Source organism: Curtobacterium sp. Csp2 (assembly GCF_013347165.1).
Genome location: NZ_CP054593.1, coordinates 3,172,689 through 3,190,693 on the forward strand (window position 1 = coordinate 3,172,689; position 18,005 = coordinate 3,190,693).

General features: G+C 69.4%; 20 protein-coding genes and 1 tRNA gene. 10 read left to right on the forward strand and 11 right to left on the reverse strand.

The genetic code is table 11. The features are described 5' to 3' along the window. Nucleotides 1–10 precede the first annotated feature (10 nt). Nucleotides 11–1,492 (forward strand): glycosyltransferase family 2 protein, encoded by a 1,482-nt coding sequence (locus HUN59_RS15380; protein ID WP_058741175.1) that lies wholly within the window; start codon nucleotides 11–13, stop codon nucleotides 1,490–1,492. An 18-nt stretch (nucleotides 1,493–1,510) separates the two neighbouring features. On the opposite strand, the gene HUN59_RS15385 is transcribed toward HUN59_RS15380, so the two are convergent. Continuing rightward, nucleotides 1,511–2,500 (reverse strand): response regulator transcription factor, encoded by a 990-nt coding sequence (locus tag HUN59_RS15385; RefSeq protein ID WP_254629905.1) that lies wholly within the window; start codon nucleotides 2,498–2,500, stop codon nucleotides 1,511–1,513. Nucleotides 2,501–2,502: 2 nt separating this feature from the next. Between HUN59_RS15385 and HUN59_RS15390 the strand changes: the two genes are divergently transcribed. Then, the gene (locus HUN59_RS15390; RefSeq protein ID WP_058741171.1) at nucleotides 2,503–2,850 is read left to right on the forward strand and encodes a hypothetical protein; all 348 of its coding nucleotides are present in this window, start codon (nucleotides 2,503–2,505) and stop codon (nucleotides 2,848–2,850) included. Nucleotides 2,851–2,938: 88 nt separating this feature from the next. Here the strand turns inward: HUN59_RS15390 and HUN59_RS15395 are convergent, their stop codons facing one another. Beyond that, the gene (locus tag HUN59_RS15395; RefSeq protein WP_174778857.1) at nucleotides 2,939–3,817 is read right to left on the reverse strand and encodes a serine hydrolase domain-containing protein; all 879 of its coding nucleotides are present in this window, start codon (nucleotides 3,815–3,817) and stop codon (nucleotides 2,939–2,941) included. A gap of 37 nt (nucleotides 3,818–3,854) precedes the next feature. Then, nucleotides 3,855–3,983: a hypothetical protein gene (locus HUN59_RS19970; protein WP_257222040.1), complete on the reverse strand. Its 129-nt coding sequence runs from the start codon at nucleotides 3,981–3,983 to the stop codon at nucleotides 3,855–3,857. Nucleotides 3,984–4,194: 211 nt separating this feature from the next. Between HUN59_RS19970 and HUN59_RS15400 the strand changes: the two genes are divergently transcribed. Genes HUN59_RS15400 through HUN59_RS15410 form a run of 3 tightly spaced genes read left to right on the forward strand, consistent with a single transcriptional unit; the run spans nucleotide 4,195 to nucleotide 5,749 of the window. Continuing rightward, nucleotides 4,195–4,755, forward strand: a complete 561-nt coding sequence (locus HUN59_RS15400; RefSeq protein ID WP_254629906.1) for an RNA polymerase sigma factor — start codon at nucleotides 4,195–4,197, stop codon at nucleotides 4,753–4,755. Beyond that, nucleotides 4,752–5,393, forward strand: a complete 642-nt coding sequence (locus HUN59_RS15405; protein ID WP_174778859.1) for an Asp23/Gls24 family envelope stress response protein — start codon at nucleotides 4,752–4,754, stop codon at nucleotides 5,391–5,393. Before HUN59_RS15400 ends, HUN59_RS15405 begins: the two co-directional genes overlap by 4 nt. Before the next feature lie 11 nt (nucleotides 5,394–5,404). Further along, the gene (locus tag HUN59_RS15410) at nucleotides 5,405–5,749 is read left to right on the forward strand and encodes a hypothetical protein (RefSeq protein WP_174778860.1); all 345 of its coding nucleotides are present in this window, start codon (nucleotides 5,405–5,407) and stop codon (nucleotides 5,747–5,749) included. A gap of 80 nt (nucleotides 5,750–5,829) precedes the next feature. Here HUN59_RS15410 and HUN59_RS15415 read toward each other — a convergent pair whose 3' ends face one another. The 6 genes from HUN59_RS15415 to HUN59_RS15440 all read right to left on the reverse strand — a co-directional run bounded on the left by HUN59_RS15415 (nucleotide 5,830) and on the right by HUN59_RS15440 (nucleotide 12,307). Next, complete coding sequence (locus HUN59_RS15415; RefSeq protein WP_174778861.1) at nucleotides 5,830–6,282, reverse strand: RbsD/FucU family protein; 453 nt, start codon at nucleotides 6,280–6,282, stop codon at nucleotides 5,830–5,832. A gap of 3 nt (nucleotides 6,283–6,285) precedes the next feature. After that, nucleotides 6,286–7,335 carry an ABC transporter permease gene (locus HUN59_RS15420; protein WP_114848834.1) on the reverse strand — a complete coding sequence of 350 codons (1,050 nt, stop codon included), beginning with the start codon at nucleotides 7,333–7,335 and terminating at the stop codon, nucleotides 6,286–6,288. 10 nt (nucleotides 7,336–7,345) lie between these two features. Beyond that, nucleotides 7,346–8,902 carry a sugar ABC transporter ATP-binding protein gene (locus tag HUN59_RS15425; RefSeq protein ID WP_202596804.1) on the reverse strand — a complete coding sequence of 519 codons (1,557 nt, stop codon included), beginning with the start codon at nucleotides 8,900–8,902 and terminating at the stop codon, nucleotides 7,346–7,348. Further along, nucleotides 8,899–9,939, reverse strand: a complete 1,041-nt coding sequence (locus HUN59_RS15430) for an ABC transporter substrate-binding protein (protein WP_174778862.1) — start codon at nucleotides 9,937–9,939, stop codon at nucleotides 8,899–8,901. The genes HUN59_RS15425 and HUN59_RS15430 overlap by 4 nt, the downstream gene beginning before the upstream one ends. A gap of 63 nt (nucleotides 9,940–10,002) precedes the next feature. Then, on the reverse strand, nucleotides 10,003–11,268 hold the full coding sequence (locus HUN59_RS15435; protein WP_217483567.1) for an MFS transporter: 1,266 nt from the start codon (nucleotides 11,266–11,268) through the stop codon (nucleotides 10,003–10,005). A 79-nt stretch (nucleotides 11,269–11,347) separates the two neighbouring features. Beyond that, nucleotides 11,348–12,307 carry a sugar phosphate isomerase/epimerase family protein gene (locus HUN59_RS15440; RefSeq protein WP_058740565.1) on the reverse strand — a complete coding sequence of 320 codons (960 nt, stop codon included), beginning with the start codon at nucleotides 12,305–12,307 and terminating at the stop codon, nucleotides 11,348–11,350. A 183-nt stretch (nucleotides 12,308–12,490) separates the two neighbouring features. Here HUN59_RS15440 and HUN59_RS15445 point away from each other — a divergent pair, with 183 nt between their 5' ends. After that, nucleotides 12,491–13,408 carry a ribokinase gene (locus HUN59_RS15445; RefSeq protein WP_174778863.1) on the forward strand — a complete coding sequence of 306 codons (918 nt, stop codon included), beginning with the start codon at nucleotides 12,491–12,493 and terminating at the stop codon, nucleotides 13,406–13,408. Beyond that, nucleotides 13,395–14,150, forward strand: coding sequence for a DeoR/GlpR family DNA-binding transcription regulator (locus HUN59_RS15450; protein ID WP_058740567.1), 756 nt, complete (start codon nucleotides 13,395–13,397; stop codon nucleotides 14,148–14,150). The genes HUN59_RS15445 and HUN59_RS15450 overlap by 14 nt, the downstream gene beginning before the upstream one ends. Before the next feature lie 170 nt (nucleotides 14,151–14,320). On the opposite strand, the gene HUN59_RS15455 is transcribed toward HUN59_RS15450, so the two are convergent. Then, nucleotides 14,321–14,914 carry a TetR family transcriptional regulator gene (locus HUN59_RS15455; protein ID WP_254629907.1) on the reverse strand — a complete coding sequence of 198 codons (594 nt, stop codon included), beginning with the start codon at nucleotides 14,912–14,914 and terminating at the stop codon, nucleotides 14,321–14,323. Nucleotides 14,915–15,008: 94 nt separating this feature from the next. On the opposite strand from HUN59_RS15455, the gene HUN59_RS15460 reads away from it, so the two are divergent. Both HUN59_RS15460 and bioB read left to right on the forward strand, forming a co-directional pair. Then, entirely contained in the window at nucleotides 15,009–15,611 is a 603-nt protein-coding gene (locus HUN59_RS15460) for a biotin transporter BioY (protein WP_174778864.1), read from the forward strand. Further along, entirely contained in the window at nucleotides 15,608–16,669 is a 1,062-nt protein-coding gene (gene bioB, locus HUN59_RS15465; RefSeq protein WP_174778865.1) for a biotin synthase BioB, read from the forward strand. Before HUN59_RS15460 ends, bioB begins: the two co-directional genes overlap by 4 nt. Nucleotides 16,670–17,322: 653 nt before the next feature. Here the strand turns inward: bioB and HUN59_RS15475 are convergent. Beyond that, nucleotides 17,323–17,394, reverse strand: a tRNA-Gln gene (locus HUN59_RS15475). An 81-nt stretch (nucleotides 17,395–17,475) separates the two neighbouring features. Here HUN59_RS15475 and HUN59_RS15480 point away from each other — a divergent pair. Beyond that, nucleotides 17,476–17,970, forward strand: coding sequence for a MarR family winged helix-turn-helix transcriptional regulator (locus HUN59_RS15480; RefSeq protein ID WP_058740569.1), 495 nt, complete (start codon nucleotides 17,476–17,478; stop codon nucleotides 17,968–17,970). The last annotated feature ends 35 nt before the right edge of the window (nucleotides 17,971–18,005 follow it).

Here is an 18,005-nt window from a genome sequence, read left to right on the forward strand (position 1 = left end):
GGAGCACCCCGTGTCCGCCACCCGACCCACCGAGGCCACCCGCACCGTCCCCACCACCTCGACCGCAGCCGACCGCAGCCGCTACACCCGCCGCCACGACCCCGAGCTGGCCGCGTCGGTCCTCGACGACCTGCAGGCGCTGCCGGAGTACCGCCCGTCCATCGGCTGCGTCATCCCGGCCTACAACGAGGAGGAGAGCATCGCCGCCGTGCTCACCTCGCTCCTCGAGCAGACCCGGCTGCCGGACGTGGTGCACGTCGTGATCAACAACACGACGGACCGGACCTTCGACGTCGCCGCGGACTTCGCCGGCCCGCACGTGGTCGAGCACGACGGGGTGGAGCAGCGCACCGAGGTCTACGTGCACGACATCGGCGAGAACCCTGACAAGAAGGTCGGGGCCCTGAACTACGGCTTCAGCCTCATCGAGGGCTGCGACTACATGCTCGGCGTCGACGGCGACACCACGGCGCACCCGGACGCCGTGGAGTGGTTGGCGCAGGAGATCGTCTCCGACGCGCGCATCGGCGGCATCTCCGCGATCTACTCGATCGACGACCGGCCCTTCCGCGGTCCCGTGCAGCGCTTCCTGATCGCCGGGCAGCGCGCCCAGTTCGCCGCGTTCAACATGCAGAACATGCTCAAGGGCCGGAACATGGCGGTCCTCGGCGGCCAGTTCTCGATCTTCTCGATGCGCGCCCTGCACGAGGTCATGGACGCGAACCACCAGGGCTCGCCGTGGGTGAAGGACAGCGAGGTCGAGGACTCCCTGCTCTCGCTCCAGGTGAAGAGCGCCGGGTACCTCACCAAGATCAGCGCCCGCGCCCGCGCCGACGTCGGCGGGATGCACACCCTGCGCGGCCTCGACGCCCAGCAGGTCAAGTGGAACTTCGGCGCGATCGAGCTCATGTGGCCCGGGCAGCGCGGCGACACGAAGGGGCAGCCGTTCCACCCGAACCTGCGCCTGCGCTGGGTCGAGCACGCCTCGATGGCGATGAACTTCCTGACGCGCGTGCTCTTCGTGCTGCTGCTCGTCGCGTCGCTGTCGATCCACGCGTTCGTGTTCAGCCCGCTGTGGCTGGTCCCGCCGGTGGTCGCCGTCGCGCTGAACCTGCGGGTCGTCGCGTCGATGAAGCACCGCACGTGGCGCGACGTGCTGTTCGCGGCGCTCGTCGCCCCGGCCGAGGTCTACATGTGGATCCGGCTCGGCCACTTCCTGCGTGCGTGGACCCGCTTCGCGAGCAAGAAGCAGACCGACAACTGGGCCGAGCAGGCCAAGGCCGAGCGCGGCTCGGGCAACGCGCACCTGGCACCGGTCGCGATCGTCCTGCTCGTGATGGCCGCCGCGGTGTACGGCTGGCTGCAGCTCGACGTCGTCGCGCAGTCCACGATCCTGTGGTTCGGATGGCCGGTGCTCGCCGTGATCACGGCGATGCAGACCCTCGGGATGGTCGGCAAGCTGCTCCGCCGCCAGTTCGGGTACCGGGTCTGACGGATGCCGCCTCCCCGCTCACTCCGCGACGAACCCCGGGTCCCCGGGTCCCGTCAGCCGGTAGCCGACGCCCCGGACCGTCACGACGAAGCGTGGCGCGTTCGGGTCGTCGGCGAGCTTGCGTCGCAGGTTCGCCATGTGCACCTCGACGTTCCGCCGGTCGGCGTCGCCGATGTAGTGGGTGGTGACGTACGCGTCGTTCCGGACGGCCAGCGCCAGGTCCGCCTTGGACCGGACGCGGCGACGGGTCTCGACGAGCGTCGCGATGAGGTCGAACTCGGTCTTGGTCAGCTCGACCGGGACGCCGTCCACCCGGACGAGCCGGGCCTCCTGGTCGATCGCGAGCCCGTTGTGGTGCACCCACGCACCGTCGACGTCGGCCGGACCGACCGGCGAAACCGGCGAGCCCGGCGACGCCGGACCGTCGGGCGAGGTCGGCGGGTCCGCGGCCGCCGAAGCGGCGGGGACCTCGGGCGTGACCGTCGCGACGGACAGGACGGCCGAGGGCGCGGCGGACGCGACCGGGACCTCGCTCGCGGCGAGCGGACCGGTGCCGTCCGGGTCGCCGACCTCGGGCGCCGCGGGCTCCGCGATGCGCGGACGCCGGAGCATCGCCCCGAGCCTGGCCCGGAGTTCCCGCGGCCGGAAGGGCTTGACGAGGTAGTCGTCGGCGCCGGCCTCGAGGCCCTGCAGGATGTCGATCTCGTCACCCATCGCCGAGATCATCACGATGTAGGTGCTGCTCGACTCCCGGATGCGCCGCGCCACCTCGAAGCCGTCGATGCCCGGCAGCGACACGTCGAGCGTCGTCACGACGGGCTCGTGCGCGAGGACCGCGCGCACGCCGTCCTCGCCGTTGCCGGTGCTGACCGTCGAGAAGCCGGCCTGCATGAGCACCTGCTCGAGCAGGTAGCGGATGTCGAGGTCGTCCTCGATGACGACGGCGACGCGTCGTTCCTGTCCCGGGTCCGTCACGACGGAGTCCCCCTCCCCCGCCACGGTGGTCACCCGTGAACGGCACGCTGGTGGTCCTGGACGCGCACGACCGTGCCGAGCGGTACGGGTGGCTCGTCTCCGAGGAGTATTGCAGCACCCTCCTGCATGCGGACACCTGGGGATCCGCGCTCCGCGGCTTCGCGCCGGCCCCCGACGTGCTCCTGGTCGCGTCCCTGACGGACCGCGACGCCGCCGCCGTCGCGTCGATCGTCCGGGTCGGTCGCGCGCTCGGCGTCCGCGTGGTCTGCGACGGCTCGCGGACGGGCGAGGTCCTGCTCCGTGCAGCGGTCGCCGCCGGTGCCACCGGGTGGGACGGCTCGGCTGCGTCCGCCGGGGCCGCCTTCGCCCCGCCCGTCGCGTGACGCGACCACCCACCGGCCGGGAGGCACGGTGCGGCCCCGCCACGTGCCTCCCGTCCGGTGGTCCCCGCCCCGGTGACGGGACGCGCCGTCAGGAGGCGAGCACCGCGTCCACGGCGACCGCGAAGGCGTCCGCCCCGCCGTGGTCGTCGGCGGTGACCGTGACCACGGCGTCGGCGGCGGACACGACCATCTGGCCGTACGCGCCGTGCAGGCGCCAGAGCCGCCCTGGCCCGCCCCAACCCGCCATCGCGTACCGGTCGTAGCCGGGGTCCGCGTCGGGTCGGACGACCCAGTCCGTGTGCATCGCGTCGCACCACCGCGCCCCGACGACGCGCCGTCCGTCCACGACGCCGCGGTCGCGCACCAGGCGGCCGAGGCGGGCGACCTCCTCGGTGCGGAGCGCGATGCCGGCCCCGCCGGCGACGAACCCGCGGGAGCAGCGCTCCCAGGTGACGCCGTCGACGCCGAGCGGCGTGAACAGGCGGTCCGCGACGAACGCGCCGACGTCGCCGACCCGGGTCTCGAGGACGCGCATCGCCGTGTACGTGCTGACGTTCGCGTACTGGAAGACCCGGCCGCGTGCGGGCCGGGCGAGGAACTCGGCGGCGAGGTCCGGCCACTCGGTGAGCTCCGTCGCCGACCAGGGCATGTCGATGCCGCTCGTCATCGTGAGCAGGTGCCGCAGGGTGACCTCGCCGGTGCCCGGGCCGAACGCGGTGCCCGGCAGGGCGGACGCCATCGCCTCGACGACCGGTGCGTCGACGTCGACGAGGCCGTCGTCCGCCGCGATGCCGACCGCCAGGACGGCGACGCCCTTCGCGATCGAGTGCACCTCGCGGCGGACGTCAGGCGTCCAGTGGTGCTCGGCCGTCTCGTCACCGATCCGGACGTGCAGGCCGTGGGCGCGGAAGCCGGTCCGGTCGGCGTGGGCGACGAGGGTGTCGAGGACGGCGTCGGCGGAGTGCACGGAGGCCATCATCGCGGACCCGCGGCCGCGGCGCGCGTCAGAGTCCGCGGAGCCGGCGCCCGGACGCGGCGTCGTTCCACGACGTGGACGAGCCCTCGACCTCGGCGGCGTGGAGGCCCTCGTGGCCGTCGGCGAGCGCGCAGCGCCAGCGGTCGAAGACGCTCATGCAGAGGTCGCGGACCACTGGGTCGGACGGCGGACCGCCGACGTCGTGGGGACGGTGGGGTGTGCCGGGTTCGGGTGCGGGTTCGTGGTGCATGTCGACAGGAGGACGTCCCGAGCGCGCGTTCTGTCACGAAATGACCGATCCGCGGCGTGTCCGGACGGGGCACGGCAGCGTCCGGCGTCCCCGCGGGCGCGGGGTGTTGGCTCGGGGTGTGCCCGAGGACGACCCCCTGCTCCACGCATCGGACGCGACCCTCGTGTCGCGCGCCGGTGACGGGGACGTCCTGGCGTTCGAGGTCCTCGCCCGGCGCCACGGTCCGGTGATGCGCGTGTACGCGGAGCAGGTCCTCGCGTCGAACGTCGAGTCGGACGACGTCGTGCAGGAGTCCTTCCTGACCGGGTGGCGGAAGCTCGGGGAGCTCGAGCAGCCCGCGCGGTTCCGGCCGTGGATGATGCAGATCGTCACGCGCAAGGCCCTCGACCGGCTGCGGCGACGGCGGCACCACGAGGAGCTCGACGACGACGTCGCCGAACCGACCCACGTCGCCCGGGACCCGGAGCGCATCGTCGAGACGCGACTGCAGCTCGACGCCGTCTGGGCCGCGCTCGACCGGCTGCCCGTCGACCAGCGTCGGTGCTGGCTGCTCCGGGAGACCGCCGGCTACAGCTACCAGCAGATCGCCGACGAACTCGAACTGCCCGTGACCACCGTCCGCGGGTTGCTCGCCCGAGCGCGACGGTTCCTCTCCGCGGAGATGGAGGGATGGCGATGAACCAGGACGACCTGCCCGTGCCCGACGACGACCTGCCCCTGCCGGACGACGACCTGTCCGTGCCGGACGACGACCTGTCCGTGCCGGACGACGACCTCGACGGCCACTCCATGGAGGAGCTCGCCGAGTACCTCGACCGCGGACGGAACCCGATCGACCCGTCGATCGAGGGTTCCGCCGCGTGCCGCCTCGCGCTCTCGAACATGCAGCGGCTCCGCGAGCTCTCGCTCGACGCCCTGCAGCACCGCGCCGACGGCGAGTCCGACCGCGAGACCGGCTGGGTCGACCGGCTGCTCGAGGCGATCCGCGCCGAGGTCCGCTCCGGCCGGGACGTCCCGGTCTCCCACCCCGACCCGCGACTGCGCCTGTCGATGACCGAGGCCGCCGTGCAGGGCATCGTGCGGCGGGCCGGCGACACCATGGGCGGGGTCGTGATGGGACGCTGCACCCTGACCGGCGACCTCGACGTCCCCGGCGCCCCGATCACCGTCTCCGTCACCGCCGGACTCGTCTACGGACACCCCGCCGAGGAGACCGCCGAGCGACTCCGGCTCGCCGTCACGCGCGCACTCGAGCGGCACACCGAGCTCACCGTCGCGTCGATCGACGTCCGGTTCGACGACGTCTTCCTGCCGTGAGGAGCAGCACCGTGGACGACGAAGCACTCTCCCGCGACCTGACCGCCGCCGTCCGGGCCGTCCCCGGCGTCGTCGGGGTGCACGCGCCCCGGTCGGCGGTGCACGCCGCCGCCGAGGCCGTCGCGGTCGCGCTCTCGCTGCGGGAGCCCGACGTGCTCGTCGACGTCGACCGGCTCGACACCACGCTCCGGCTCACCACGCACATCGCGGTGGACGACCGGCGGCCGGCGCCCGACACGCTCCGGGAGGTCGGGGAGCGGTTGCGCGAGGTCGTCGACGGGGTGCCGGGGCCGCCGGCGGTCCTGATCACGGTGACGATCCGCGTGGTGGAGGACAGCGGTACGGTCGTCGGGTGACGACTCCCCGCGGTCGTGTGCGTGCCGCCGTGACGGCGGTCGGCAGACGATGGCTGCCTCGTCCACGAGGATCTGCCGGGTCACTCGCCGACTTCGATGGTTCCCTTGCGGAGGAGGAAACAACCGTAGGGGCCGGGGTCGGATGTCCGGATCACTGCGTACGCTCCGCGCGCTGCTTCGTAGAAGTCGAACCGTGCAAGCGCTTCCACGGTGACGGGTCCGCCTGCGGCCAGATCAGCGACACGTTGCATCACCTGGTGCGCATCGACGAGCCGATCCGGTGCACCGACGACCTGCATCCGCCGGATCGGCGCATCGACGAAGGTGTCCAGTGGGAGCAGGGAGAGGATCGCGGTCGTCGCCCGCTCGATACCGCATCCCGTCATGTGTACGACGCTGCCGTGGACGGTGTGTGCGGCGATGGACGCTGCTGGGTGGTTGACGTCGCAGATCAGCACCTCGTCGCCGTGCCCCATCGCCATCAAGACGCTCAGCACCTCGGCGTTCAGGACCGGATCGATGCCTCGCAACATCGGTCACTCCTTCGCAGCGGCACGGTTGTTGAGCTGGTCGAACGCCACCGCGACGAGGATGAGCGCGCCGATCGCGATCTGCAGGGAGAACGAGTTCACGGCGAGGAGGTTGCCACCGTTGTTGAGCACGCCGATCAGCAGCGCCCCGCACGCAGCACCGATCGCGCTCCCACGTGCCCCGGACAAGCTGGCTCCGCCGATGACGCACGCGGCGATCGCCTGCAGCTCGAAACCCGTGCCCGCCGTCGGCACTCCGGCACCGAGACGCGAGGTGAGCAGGATGCCCCCGACGGCGGACAGCAGGCCCGCGATGACGTAGACGCAGACCGTCACGAGTCTGACGGGAACGCCGGCGAGACGTGCAGCTTCCGCGTTCGACCCGACGGCGTAGACGTAGCGCCCGAACACCGTTCGCCTGAGCACGAACGCGGCGGCCGCGGCGATCAGGACGAAGAGGATGAGCAGGTTCGGGACACCGAAGACCGTGCCGTTGGCGAGCTGTTGGAAGCTGTCGGGCAGGCCCTGGACGGTGTTGGCGTCGGTGATCACGAGGACGATACCGCGGGCGATGCCGAGCATGCCGAGGGTTGCGATGAACGGGGGCAGCTTGAAGCGTGTGACGACGAACCCGGTGAAGAGGCCGAGGACGGCGCCGATGAGGAGTCCGAGCGCGATCGCGGGGACGACCGGGACGCCGTCGACGATCAGCTGTGCGGTGACCGCCCCGGACAGGCCGAGGATCGATCCCGTCGACAGATCGATCCCGCCGGTGAGGATCACGAGGAGCTGCCCGATCGCGATGATGCCGTAGATCGAGACCTGTCGAGCGAGGTTCGCCAGGTTGTTGGCGGTGAGGAAGTCGTCGCTGAGGAGGGTCAGCGCGCCGAAGACGACGAGCAGGACGACGAGGACTCCGCTCTCGCGGCCGGCGATGCTCCCGAGCGTGGCGACCCTCGGCTTCGGGCTGATCCTCGCGGTGAGGGGGGCGCCACTGTCCCGGACCGTGCGGATGGTGGTGGTCTCGATGGCTTCGCGCCAGAGGAGTTTCGGCATGAGGTCTTCCCTAGGGGTTCTGTCCGACGGCGGTGTCGGATCGATCGTTGCGGAGGGACGGCGTTGCGCCACTGGCGAGCTGGAGGACGTCTTCCTCGGATGCCCCGCGGGGCAGTTCACCGGCGATGGCGTCCTCGCGGAGCACGACGACGCGGTCGGCGAGACCGAGGAGCTCGGGGAGGTAGGAGGAGACCACCACGACCGCGAGCCCCTGGCGGGCGAGGCCGTTGATCACGTCGTACAGCTCACCCTTCGCGCCGATGTCGATGCCCTTCGTGGGTTCGTCGAACATGATCACCTTGGGTTTGGTGAGCAACCACCGGGCGAGGAGGACTTTCTGCTGGTTGCCGCCGGAGAGGGACGAAACGGGCTGGTCGTACGAGCCGGCCCGGATCCGGAGGCTGTCGAGCAGCGCATCAGCCTCACTGATCTGAGACTTCCGCGGCAGGAGCCCCTTCCGCGAACCGGTTCGCAGGCTCGCGATCGTCACGTTCTCCCTGATGGAGAGTTCGGGGAGGAGCCCGAGGACCTTCCGGTCCTCGGTGAGCAGCGCGACACCGGCGTTCATCATGCTCCTGGGGCCGTCCGGCCTGACGACCCGCCCGTCGATCCGGATCTCGCCTGCTGCGATCGAGTCCGACCCGAAGATGCTCAGGAGCAGCTCGCTGCGCCCTGACCCGAGCAGGCCGCCGATACCGAGGATCTCACCGCCGCGCGCGACGAGGTCGATCGGCGGGCTGTCCGGTGTGCGTCGGAGGCCGGTGACCGTGAGGCGCTCGGAGTGTTCCTCGCGGACCTCGTCCGGGTAGAGCGCGGTGACGTCCCTGCCCACCATCGCGGTGATGAGGGTGTCCTCGGTGTAGTCGGAGAGAGGCCCGCTCTGGGAGAGTTCACCGTCGCGAAGGACGGTGACCCAGTCGCCGATGGCGAACATCTCCTCGAGCCGGTGCGTGATGTACAGGATCGCGACGCCGGCTGCCTTGAAGCGTCGAATCTGCTCGAGGAGGCGATCCGACTCCGCTTCGGTCAACGCGGTCGTGGGCTCGTCGAAGACGATGACCTTGACCTGGTCGGCGGTCGCGACCTTGGCGACCTCGACCAGCTGTTTCGTCGCCGCTGGCAGGTGCTCCACCGTCGCCGACGGATCGACCTCGGTGAGCCCGAGGTCGTCGAGCGCGACCCGGCATCGGTCGTGGAGCTCGCCGGTGCGGATGAGGCCTGACCTGGAGGGGAGTCTGCCCATGAACACGTTCTCGGCGACCGAGAGGTGCGGCAGCAGGCTGAGCTCCTGGTACACCGCTTGCACTCCTGCAGCTCGCAACGCTGACGGTGTCGCGGTGGTCACGGGGTCGGAGTCGATCCGGAATTCTCCCGAGTCACGATGCAAGGCTCCCGTGAGGATCTTGATCAGGGTGGACTTCCCGGCACCGTTCTCGCCTGCCAGGCAGTGCACCTGGCCGGCGACCAGCTTCAGGGACACCCCGCTGAGGGCCTGGACCGTTCCGAACGCCTTGGAGACGTCGACGAGGTGCAGGACCGCGGCTCCGTCGGGCTCGACGATCGTCACTTGTCGACCTTGGCGGTCTGCGGCTTCAGCAGGGTCTTGATCGCGGCGTCGTTCATGTTGTCGCGGTCGACGACGGCGACTCCGGGATCGAGGACCGCCGGCGGGATGCGCCCCTGGGAGGCCATGGCTGCCTCGACGACGCCCTGGTAGCCGAGGAACCAGGGGTTCTGCACCACGAGGGCGTCGATCGTCCCCGCCTTGAGCGCGGCGTTCTCGGCGGGGTCGGAGTCGAAGGCGACCACCGGGATGGTGTCCGCTGCCTTGTTGTCCTTGATCGCCGTGGCCGCTCCGACTCCGGAGCTGTTGTTGTCCGCGAAGACACCCACCAGGTCCGAGTGGGCCGAGATGGCGTCGTTCACCTGCGACGCGGCTGTGCTGATGTCGTTGTTGTTGTAGTTCTGCAGGCTCGCGTCGATCTTCGGGCAGTCCTTCGACAGACCGGACCGGAATCCTGCGTCGCGCTGCTGGTTCGCCTCGATGCCAGCGATCGGCGCTTCGACGAGGACCCTGCCGGTGGTCGTCCCCTGGGCGGTCAGGAGCTTGCACATCTTCTCGCCAGCGGAGGTGCCGGCGAGTTCGTTGTTGGTTCCGATGTGGCCGTCGACGTCGGCGGTGACGCGGGTGTCGGCGGTGATCACCTTGATCCCGGACTTCCGGGCCGCGTTGACGGACGCGTTCAGCGCCTCGCTCGAGCTCGGTGCGACGACGATCGCGTCCGCTCCGCGAGCCACGGAGTTCTCGACGAGCTGCACCTGGCCGGCGATGTCCGTCTCCGACGTCGGACCGAAGGTGCTGACGTCGACGCCGTAGTCCTTGGCTGCTGCTTCCGCACCGGCGAGGAGTGTCTGCCAGTACTCGGAGTCGGTTGCACGGATGATCACGTCGACCTTCACACCGGCGGCCGCACCTGCGGATCCGGAACTGCGCGCGTCGGCGTTCGAGACGGTGGCTCGTCCGCCGACGACACCGCCGACCACTGCGACGAGTGCGATCGCCACGACGAGGGAGAGGGAGAACACGGTTCTGGTTCGCGCCATTGCGTTGACCTTCTGGGATGCGCCGCACACGCTGGTGCCGCGGGGTGGATGAGGAGAGGAGGTTCAGCTGTTGACCGGGACGGGTTCGTCACGGCTGGTTGGTGCAACGTCGGGGGACGCTTTCTCCGCGGGGGTCTTGAGGAAGGGGGTGAGGATCGCGCTGAGGAGGTAGAAGCCGGCGTAGATGCCGAGGACGCCGCCCGCGCCCAACCACCCGAAGAAGAGTCCCGCGAGGGCCGGTGCGACGAACGCGGAGAGTCCGGCTCCGAGGTTGAGCACGGACATCGCTGCGCCCTTGTTGTCCGGCGCGAGCAGCGGGAAGAGCGCGGACAGCGGCACGAAGCCGGCCATCGTCACGCCGCACAGGCAGAGCACGATCGTCATCAGCGCCACGTCGTGGCCGATGAGGTGGGGCGCGAGGAACACCGCGACGAGCACGACGGAGTAGGCCACGCCGCCGACCCAGCCGATCGTGCGTCGCCAGCCGATCTTGTCGCCGACGTAGCCGAAGAACAGGTTGGCGAAGATGGCGACGGTGAACACGAGGGACCACATCTGCAGCCACTCTGTGGTCGTGTAGCCGAAGGACGCGAGGTAGATCGGCATGAACACCGGCAGGCCGTACTGCGCCAATCCGTTGATCGTCTTCACGAGGAGACCGATCGAGATCGTGGGTCGTCCGATCAGGGTGACAGCCTTCGACAGCTCGCGCGCACTGAACGGATGGATCTCCTCGGACGGGACGGTTGCTCGGTTGGCGATGGTGGCGACGAGTGCTCCGACGATGACGAAGGCCACACCGGTCCACAGCACCGCGATGTGCCCGAATGCAGGCAAGGCGAGTGATGAGTAGAACGGCCCGATCACGCTGAGGCCGAGCGAGAACATGAACCAGAACCAGCCGGCGGCGAGGCCACGGCGCTCCAGCGGGGCGCTGTAGTTGATCCAGGTGAGGAACGAGTACGCGAACAGCGGGTAACCCAGGCCCCGGATCGCGTAGAAGACGAGCATCACCGGCCAGTCGAGGCTGGTGACGCCGAACCCGATGAATCCGACGCTGCCGATGAGGAACGCGGCGAGGGCGAGGAGCATGACCTTGCGTGGCCCCATGGTCTGCACGAGGACGCCGGAGAACCAGGCCGCGATCGCGACCGTTACTCCGTAGACCGTGATCAGGGCGGCGGTGTCGGAGACGGTGACGCCGCGGGAGACGAGCCACGGCGAGATCCACCCTTGTTCGACGCCGTCACCCACCATGAAGAGGACGAGTCCGATGTAGCCCCAGACGAGGTTTCGGGGCAGTCCTATGCGGTCGAGGACGCGGTTCACTACGAGCCTTTCTGTTCACACCATCGGGAGGAGAGGCGAGGCCGGCCGGCGCAGGAATGTGCGCCGGCCGGGTTCACGGTCAGACGGCGAGTTCGCCCTGGTACTTCGACGACCCGATGCCGAGGAGTTCGTTGCGCAGTCGCTGCGCTGCGATGCCGTCCTGCGAACGGATGACCTCGGTGATGCGGTCGACACCGACAGCCTTGACCTTCTCGAAGAAGAGCTCGACGGTGGCGCGGTTGGTCTCGGCCTCGTCCTGCGCGTCCTCGCGGATCGGGAAGGTGTCGAAGTAGATGACTCCGTCCCACTCGTGGCGGAGGAGGAAGTAGATCATCTCCATGGTCTCGAACGGGTGGATGGATCCGATCATGAGGCCGTCGTCGTGGGCGTTGTTGCCGTCGTTGAGGTGGATCCCGAAGAGCTTGCCCTGCTCGAGGAGCAGCGACGCCCCGAACGCAGGCTGGTCTCCGGCCATCAGCATGTGTGCGAAGTCGAGGGTCGCTCCGAGGTTCGGGCGGTCGATGCGGGTGATGACGTCGAGCGTCTGTCCGAAGCTGTTGATCATCGAGTGCACGCGCTCCTCGTACGGCTTGTACTCGATGCTGATCCGGAAGTCCGGGCGGTGGTCGGCCAGTTCCTGGAAGGCGGACACGATGCGCTGCAGGTCGGCCGCGTAGTCCTTCTGGAACGTGAAGTCGTAGCCGTCGAATCCGAGCCAGACGGTGAGCAGGTCGCTGCCGCAGGTCGCGGCGGCATCGATCGCGTCCTTCGCCAGGTCGATCGCGGCTCGGCGGACCGTCTCGTCCGGGTTGCTGAACTCGCCGGCGACGAACTGCTTGCGGAAGCGCGTGGCGTTGCCGTTGAGCGTCAAGCCGAGTTCGTCCAGGAGCGCCTTCATGGCCTCCGGTTCGACGCTCTCGAAGTGCTCGGGGTAGTTGAGGTCGACGTAGTCGACGCCCTCGGTCGCAGCGATGCGGCGGAGAGCAGCGGGGACGTCGCCGCCGCTGACGAAGGAGTTGAGGCGCGTTGCGAACTTCATGTCGGCGAAGCTAGCCCGGCCTGACAAGTTTGGTCAAGTTTTTTCTTTTTGCGTCGCCGTCTTTGACAACGAGCGTCAGATCTTCCTAGGCTCAGCCCGTGTCGGCAACGCGGTGAGAGATCCGCTTGCCGCACGGCTGCTCCGCGCTGGAGCATGAGCGAGCACAACGAGGTGGAGGTCCCCATGGCAGGCACGGACGTCTTGGTCGTCGGGAGCGTCAACTACGACTACATCGTCACGCAGGACCGTCTCCCCCGCCGCGGCGAGACCTTCGCTGCGGCCGAGGCGAAGGGTGCGTTCGGCGGGAAGGGCGCGAACCAAGCGGTTCAGGCTGCGCGACTCGGAGCGACGGTCCGCTTCATCGGCGCCTGCGGTGCCGATGGTCTGGGCCGGCTGTGCCTCGACAACCTGCGGAGCCATGGCATCGACTGCCACATGCGACCGACCGACGAGTCCAGCGGGTTGGGCATCGTCCACGTCGTGGGTGAGGGCGATGTGTACGCCACCATCGTCGAAGGTGCCAACGGGGCGATCGACCCGGGCTGGATCGATGAGAACCAGCAGCTGTTCCGGGAAGCCGGCGTCGTCGTGATCCAGAACGAGATCCCTGCCGAGGCGAACGAACGGACCGTCGAACTGGCGGCAGCCGCCGCGGTACCGGTCGTGTTCAACGCCGCTCCTGCTCGCCCCGTCGCGGAGCGTGTGACGCGCCGGTGCACATGGTTCGTGGTGAACGAGGAGGAGGCGAGCGCGTACATCGGCCGCGACCTCGGCGACGTCCACGACGACGCGGCCATGCAGCGCGCGGTGGTCGACCTGCAACGCTTCTGCCAGGGGGTGGTCCTGACGCTCGGGAGCCGCGGGTGCTACGTCGCCGACAGCACCACTGTCCAGTTCGTCGAGGCCGTCCCCGCTCACGCCGTAGACTCGACCGGCGCCGGTGACTCGTTCATCGGGGCGTTCGCCAATGCCCTCGTCAACGGGTCCGACCCCTTCGCTGCTGCAGTCGATGCGACGCGTGTGGCGTCGATCACCGTCGAGGGCGTCGGCGCGCAGTCCAGCATGCCGACCCGCGAGGTGCTCACCAGTGAAGTCCTTTGAGCGACACCAGCTGATCCTCGAGCAGGCCGCCGCCGGCGACCCGGTGACGATCGAGGCGTTGATCGACGTGACGGGCGCGTCACCGTCGACGGTGCGCCGGGACATCAAGGCCCTCGAGGACACGGGCAGGATCGTGAGCCTGCGCGGCGGTGCCATCCGGCTCGAAGACGCTGCGAGCGAGGTGCCGATCGCGACGAAGTCCCTCATCAACCGGGCCCAGAAGACCGCGATCGCCGAAGCGGCCGCCGCGCTCGTCGCCGACGGTGACACGGTCTACGTGGACTCAGGAACGACTGCGACCGAACTCATGCGAGCGCTCCGTGGTTCGCGTGTGCACGTGATCACCTCGAACACGCACGCGCTGAACCTGCCGCTGCCTCCGAGTGTCACCGTCACCGCACTCGGCGGGGACGTGCTGCCCGTGATCGGCTCCGTGGCAGGTCCGATCACTGATCGCGAACTCGCCGACCTGTACTTCGACAAGGCGTTCATCGGCGTGACCGGCATCGATGCCGCCGCCGGGGTGACCACGTTCGACATCCGCGAGGCGAACAAGAAGCGGATCGTGCAGGCACACAGCAAGCACACCTACGTGCTCGCCGACAGCAGCAAGTTCAACCAGGTGTCGCTCTGCCATGCCTTCACGCTCGCCGATTGCACCGTGATCACAGACTCGGACGACGAGGTCCTCCAGCACGCCGGCGCGGCAGTGATCGCGTTGACGAGCAGCACGACCTCTTGACCCCCCGACACGGCGCGTGCGCGGACGACGCGGCGATGGAACCGTCCTTCGCACTCCTCCAGAAGAACGTCCTGAACCGGCGACGACGGGCCACCCAGGAGGAACTCCGGCCCCGACGGTCGCACTCGCGGCCTCGACGAACGAGTCAACCGAACCTGCAGCAGTCCCGCCTACTGACGGGACTGCTGTGAGTTGATCGAGCTGAGCCCGAGGACGACGGTCCTGATCCCGAAGCGGAAGTCGTCCACCGAACTCAGATCCCGCAGCATCACCAGATGGCCGTCCCGGGCCCCGAGTCTGTCGTACCAGAGCCGCTGCTGCTCGAGTGAAACATGCCCGAGCACGAAGTGCAGCACCACCGCTGCAGCTCGCCGTGTGTCGTCCGCAGTGAACGGGCCGGCCTCCAGTGCTGCGGTCAGGCGAACCAGCGCGCGGTCAGAGCCGAGCCCGAGAGCCATCGTGCTGACCACGATCTCAGCGCTGTCCCGGTGCTCCAGGAGCGCATCCCGGATCGCCGCAGCCTCGCCCCGCACCCGCTCTTGCCACGGCTCGGCTGCGCTCCCCGGTCCGTGACCAGCGAGGATCCGATCGGCGACCTCGGCAAGCAGTGCCTGCTTGTTCGGGAAGTGCCAGTAGATCGCGCTCGCTTGCACCCCCAGCAGCGCCGCGAGCCGGCGCATCGTGAAGTCAGGCAGACCGTCATCGTCGATGAGCCGCAGCGCTGTCGCGGCGACATCACCACGCGACAACCCACGACTTGGCACGTCGACGATTGTAGGACGACACCATCCCCCCGACGTCGCGCCCGCTGCTACCGTCGCTGAACACCGTTCAATGAACACCGTTCAGGAGAGCCCCATGACCACAGTCCCTTCATCCAGCCGCCGGAACTACCTTGCCGATGTCCGACCGCACTCCAAGCTCGTCGACGCCGCCCTCGTCCTCTCGGGGACCGCGCTCATCGTCCTCGCCGCACTGGTCACGATCCCGTTGCCCTTCACCCCGGTGCCGGTCACGATGTCCACCCTCGCCGTCATGGCCGTGGGCGCGGTCCTTGGATCCGGGCGCGGCGCGATCAGCGCTGCGCTCTACCTCGTCATCGGAGCGGCCGGCGCCCCGGTGTTCGCGTCCGGGCACTCCGGTGTCGCCCTGCCGACGTTCGGCTACATCGTCGGATTCGTCGTCGCCGCTGCGGTCGTCGGGCAGCTCGCCCGACGCAGGGCCGACCGCCACGTCCTCACCACGGTGCTGCTCGGCGCGTTCGGCACCATCGTGATCTACGCGTTCGGCGTTCCGTGGCTCGCCATCAGCCTCGGTGTCAGCGTCCAGCAGGCGATCCTCCTCGGCGTCGTGCCGTTCCTGATCGGCGACGCATTGAAGATCATCGTGCTCGCTGGCCTGCTCCCGACGCTGTGGCGCGCGGTCCAGGCGTTCCCCGTCGATGCCGGCGGTGATCGGTGATCGACATCCGCCTGCTGGTCGACGATGTCCTCGATGATCGCCCCATCGGTACTGAGGAGGCCCTCCAGGTCCTCACCACGCCGGACGACCAGGTGCTCGAACTCGTCACGGCGGTGTCGCGGATCCGGCGCCGCTTCTTCGGCAACCGGGTGAAACTGAACTACCTGGTCAACCTCAAGTCCGGCATGTGCCCGGAGAACTGCAACTACTGCTCACAGGCCCTCGGATCCAGCGCGCCCATCCTCAAGTACTCCTGGCTCGATCGGGACGAAGCAGTGACCCAAGCACTCACCGGCATCGGCGGCGGAGCGGCACGCGTGTGTCTGGTCGCCAGCGGCCGCGGCCCGTCGAACCGTGACGTCGAGCGGGTCGCCGACATCGCCGCTGACGTCAAGGAACGTGAGCCAGGCGTCGAGGTGTGCGCCTGCCTCGGGCTCCTGCGCGAGGGACAGGCTGATCGACTGGCGGCTGCCGGCATCGACGCGTACAACCACAACCTCAACACCGCCGAGTCCTTCCATGACCAGATCGTCCAGACCCACACCTACGACGACCGCGTCGACACAGTGCAGAGGACGAAGGCTGCCGGGCTGTCACCGTGCAGCGGCCTCATCGTCGGACTCGGCGAATCCGACGCGCAGGTCGTCGAAGCCCTCACAGCACTCCGCGACCTCGGCGCCGACTCGGTCCCCATCAACTTCCTCGTCCCCTTCGACGGGACACCGATGGCAGGCAAGTGGGATCTCACGCCCCTGCAGTGCCTCCGGATCGTCGCCCTCGCACGGCTGCTGTGCCCGACCGCGGAGATCCGCCTCGCCGGCGGTCGCGAGACCCACCTCGGATCGCTCCAAGGTCTCGCGCTGCACCTGGCGAACTCGATCTTCCTCGGCGACTACCTCACAGCCGAGGGCCAAGCGGCAGCAGCCGACCACGCGCTCATCAGGGACAACGGCTTCGTTGCAGAAGGGACCCACGACCGATCGCCGGGCGGGGAAGCGCCCCGCCCACCCGCCGCACGCAATCGCGGCGCGGGCACCGAGGTGCGCGCGAACGCTTGACGCTCGAACAGAGATCGTTTCAGGTACGCGCGTCGCCTCGATCACGACGTTGTCCACGGTCGGTCCACCGCACTTCTGCGGCTGCGTCGGAATGAAGGCGCCCGGTACCGACCCACATCGTGCAGCGCCGACCACGCAACCGACGTCTGCCAGCCCTCGTACCCGGATCTCGAGGATGCGCAGGTGTTCGAGGCGACGACGACGGAGCGGACCGGTAGCGGTGGATGCGCGGCCCGAGGACGGTCGAGATGACCGGTACAACGGCGGCCCTCTTCGCGAACAACCTTCGCATCATCGAACGGCTCACGGCGCGCCTCGCTCTGTGCACCCTGAGCCGTCCGAGCCGGTCAAGCACCACGTTTTCGGAGCCCGGGAACGAGATCCGCACCATCGTCGCGCGCGACCGACGCAACCCGTCCGACCGACTCGCGAAGGCAGAGCGACTCGGACTCGCCGCAGGTCGTGACGAGGGGAGGCCTCTTGGCTTGATGGAGCTGTCTCGCGCAACCACCGCCAAGAGGCCTCTCCGCCCCACGCTGACGTCCGGTTGACCCCGCTCGGACAGGATTTGCTCATCGCCCGCGCCGTCGACGATCGCCGTCCCGTTGCGCACGTCGAGAGAGAACTCGGCGTCTCCCGCCAGTGCCCACGCGCTCCGCCTCCAGGATTCGAACCCGGACCTAACGGCACCAAAGGCCGTCGTGCTGCCGTTACACCAAGGCGGAACACACCCGTCCGGGTGCATCGACCATCCTCCCACGACGCGGACGCTGGCCGCGCGCCGCCGGTTCGGCCAAGATGGAGGGATGCCGCAGCAGGACGAGGTCGACCGGATCGTCGCGGCGTGGGGTGGCGAACGCCCCGACCTGGACTTCGGCCCGCTCGAGGTGCTGTCCCGTGTGGACCGGCTCGCCCGGCACCTCGACCGTGCGCGCCGGGCTGCGTTCGACGCGAGCGACGTCGAGCCGTGGGAGTTCGACGTCCTGTCGGCGCTGCGCCGTGCGGGGGAACCGTACGAGCTCAGCCCGAAGTCGCTGCTGCAGCAGACCCTGGTGTCGAGCGGCACGATGACGAACCGCGTGGACCGGCTCGCCGCGCGCGGGCTCGTGAGCCGCCGCACCGACCCGAAGGACGGCCGGGGCATCCTCGTGTCGCTGACGAGCCGGGGACGCGCCGCGGTCGACGCCGCGATCGCGGACCTGCTGCGGGCCGAGCGGGACATCCTGACCGGGGTGTCCGACGACGAGCAGGCGCAGCTCGCCGCGCTGCTCCGCCGGCTCATCCTGGGCCTCGGCGACTAGCGACGGACGGTCGCGGTCGCACCGCACCAGACGAA

Bases quoted from the DNA above. Each gene is read 5' to 3' on its own strand.
- HUN59_RS15415 (WP_174778861.1), bottom strand. From the start codon at position 6,282: ATGTTGCGAGGCATCGATCCGGTCCTGAACGCCGAGGTGCTGAGCGTC.
- HUN59_RS19970 (WP_257222040.1), bottom strand. From the start codon at position 3,983: ATGAGCGTCTTCGACCGCTGGCGCTGCGCGCTCGCCGACGGCCACGAG.
- HUN59_RS15445 (WP_174778863.1), top strand. From the start codon at position 12,491: ATGGCAGGCACGGACGTCTTGGTCGTCGGGAGCGTCAACTACGACTAC.
- HUN59_RS15405 (WP_174778859.1), top strand. From the start codon at position 4,752: ATGAACCAGGACGACCTGCCCGTGCCCGACGACGACCTGCCCCTGCCG.
- HUN59_RS15420 (WP_114848834.1), bottom strand. From the start codon at position 7,335: ATGCCGAAACTCCTCTGGCGCGAAGCCATCGAGACCACCACCATCCGC.
- HUN59_RS15480 (WP_058740569.1), top strand. From the start codon at position 17,476: ATGCCGCAGCAGGACGAGGTCGACCGGATCGTCGCGGCGTGGGGTGGC.
- HUN59_RS15440 (WP_058740565.1), bottom strand. From the start codon at position 12,307: ATGAAGTTCGCAACGCGCCTCAACTCCTTCGTCAGCGGCGGCGACGTC.
- HUN59_RS15460 (WP_174778864.1), top strand. From the start codon at position 15,009: ATGACCACAGTCCCTTCATCCAGCCGCCGGAACTACCTTGCCGATGTC.
- HUN59_RS15430 (WP_174778862.1), bottom strand. From the start codon at position 9,939: ATGGCGCGAACCAGAACCGTGTTCTCCCTCTCCCTCGTCGTGGCGATC.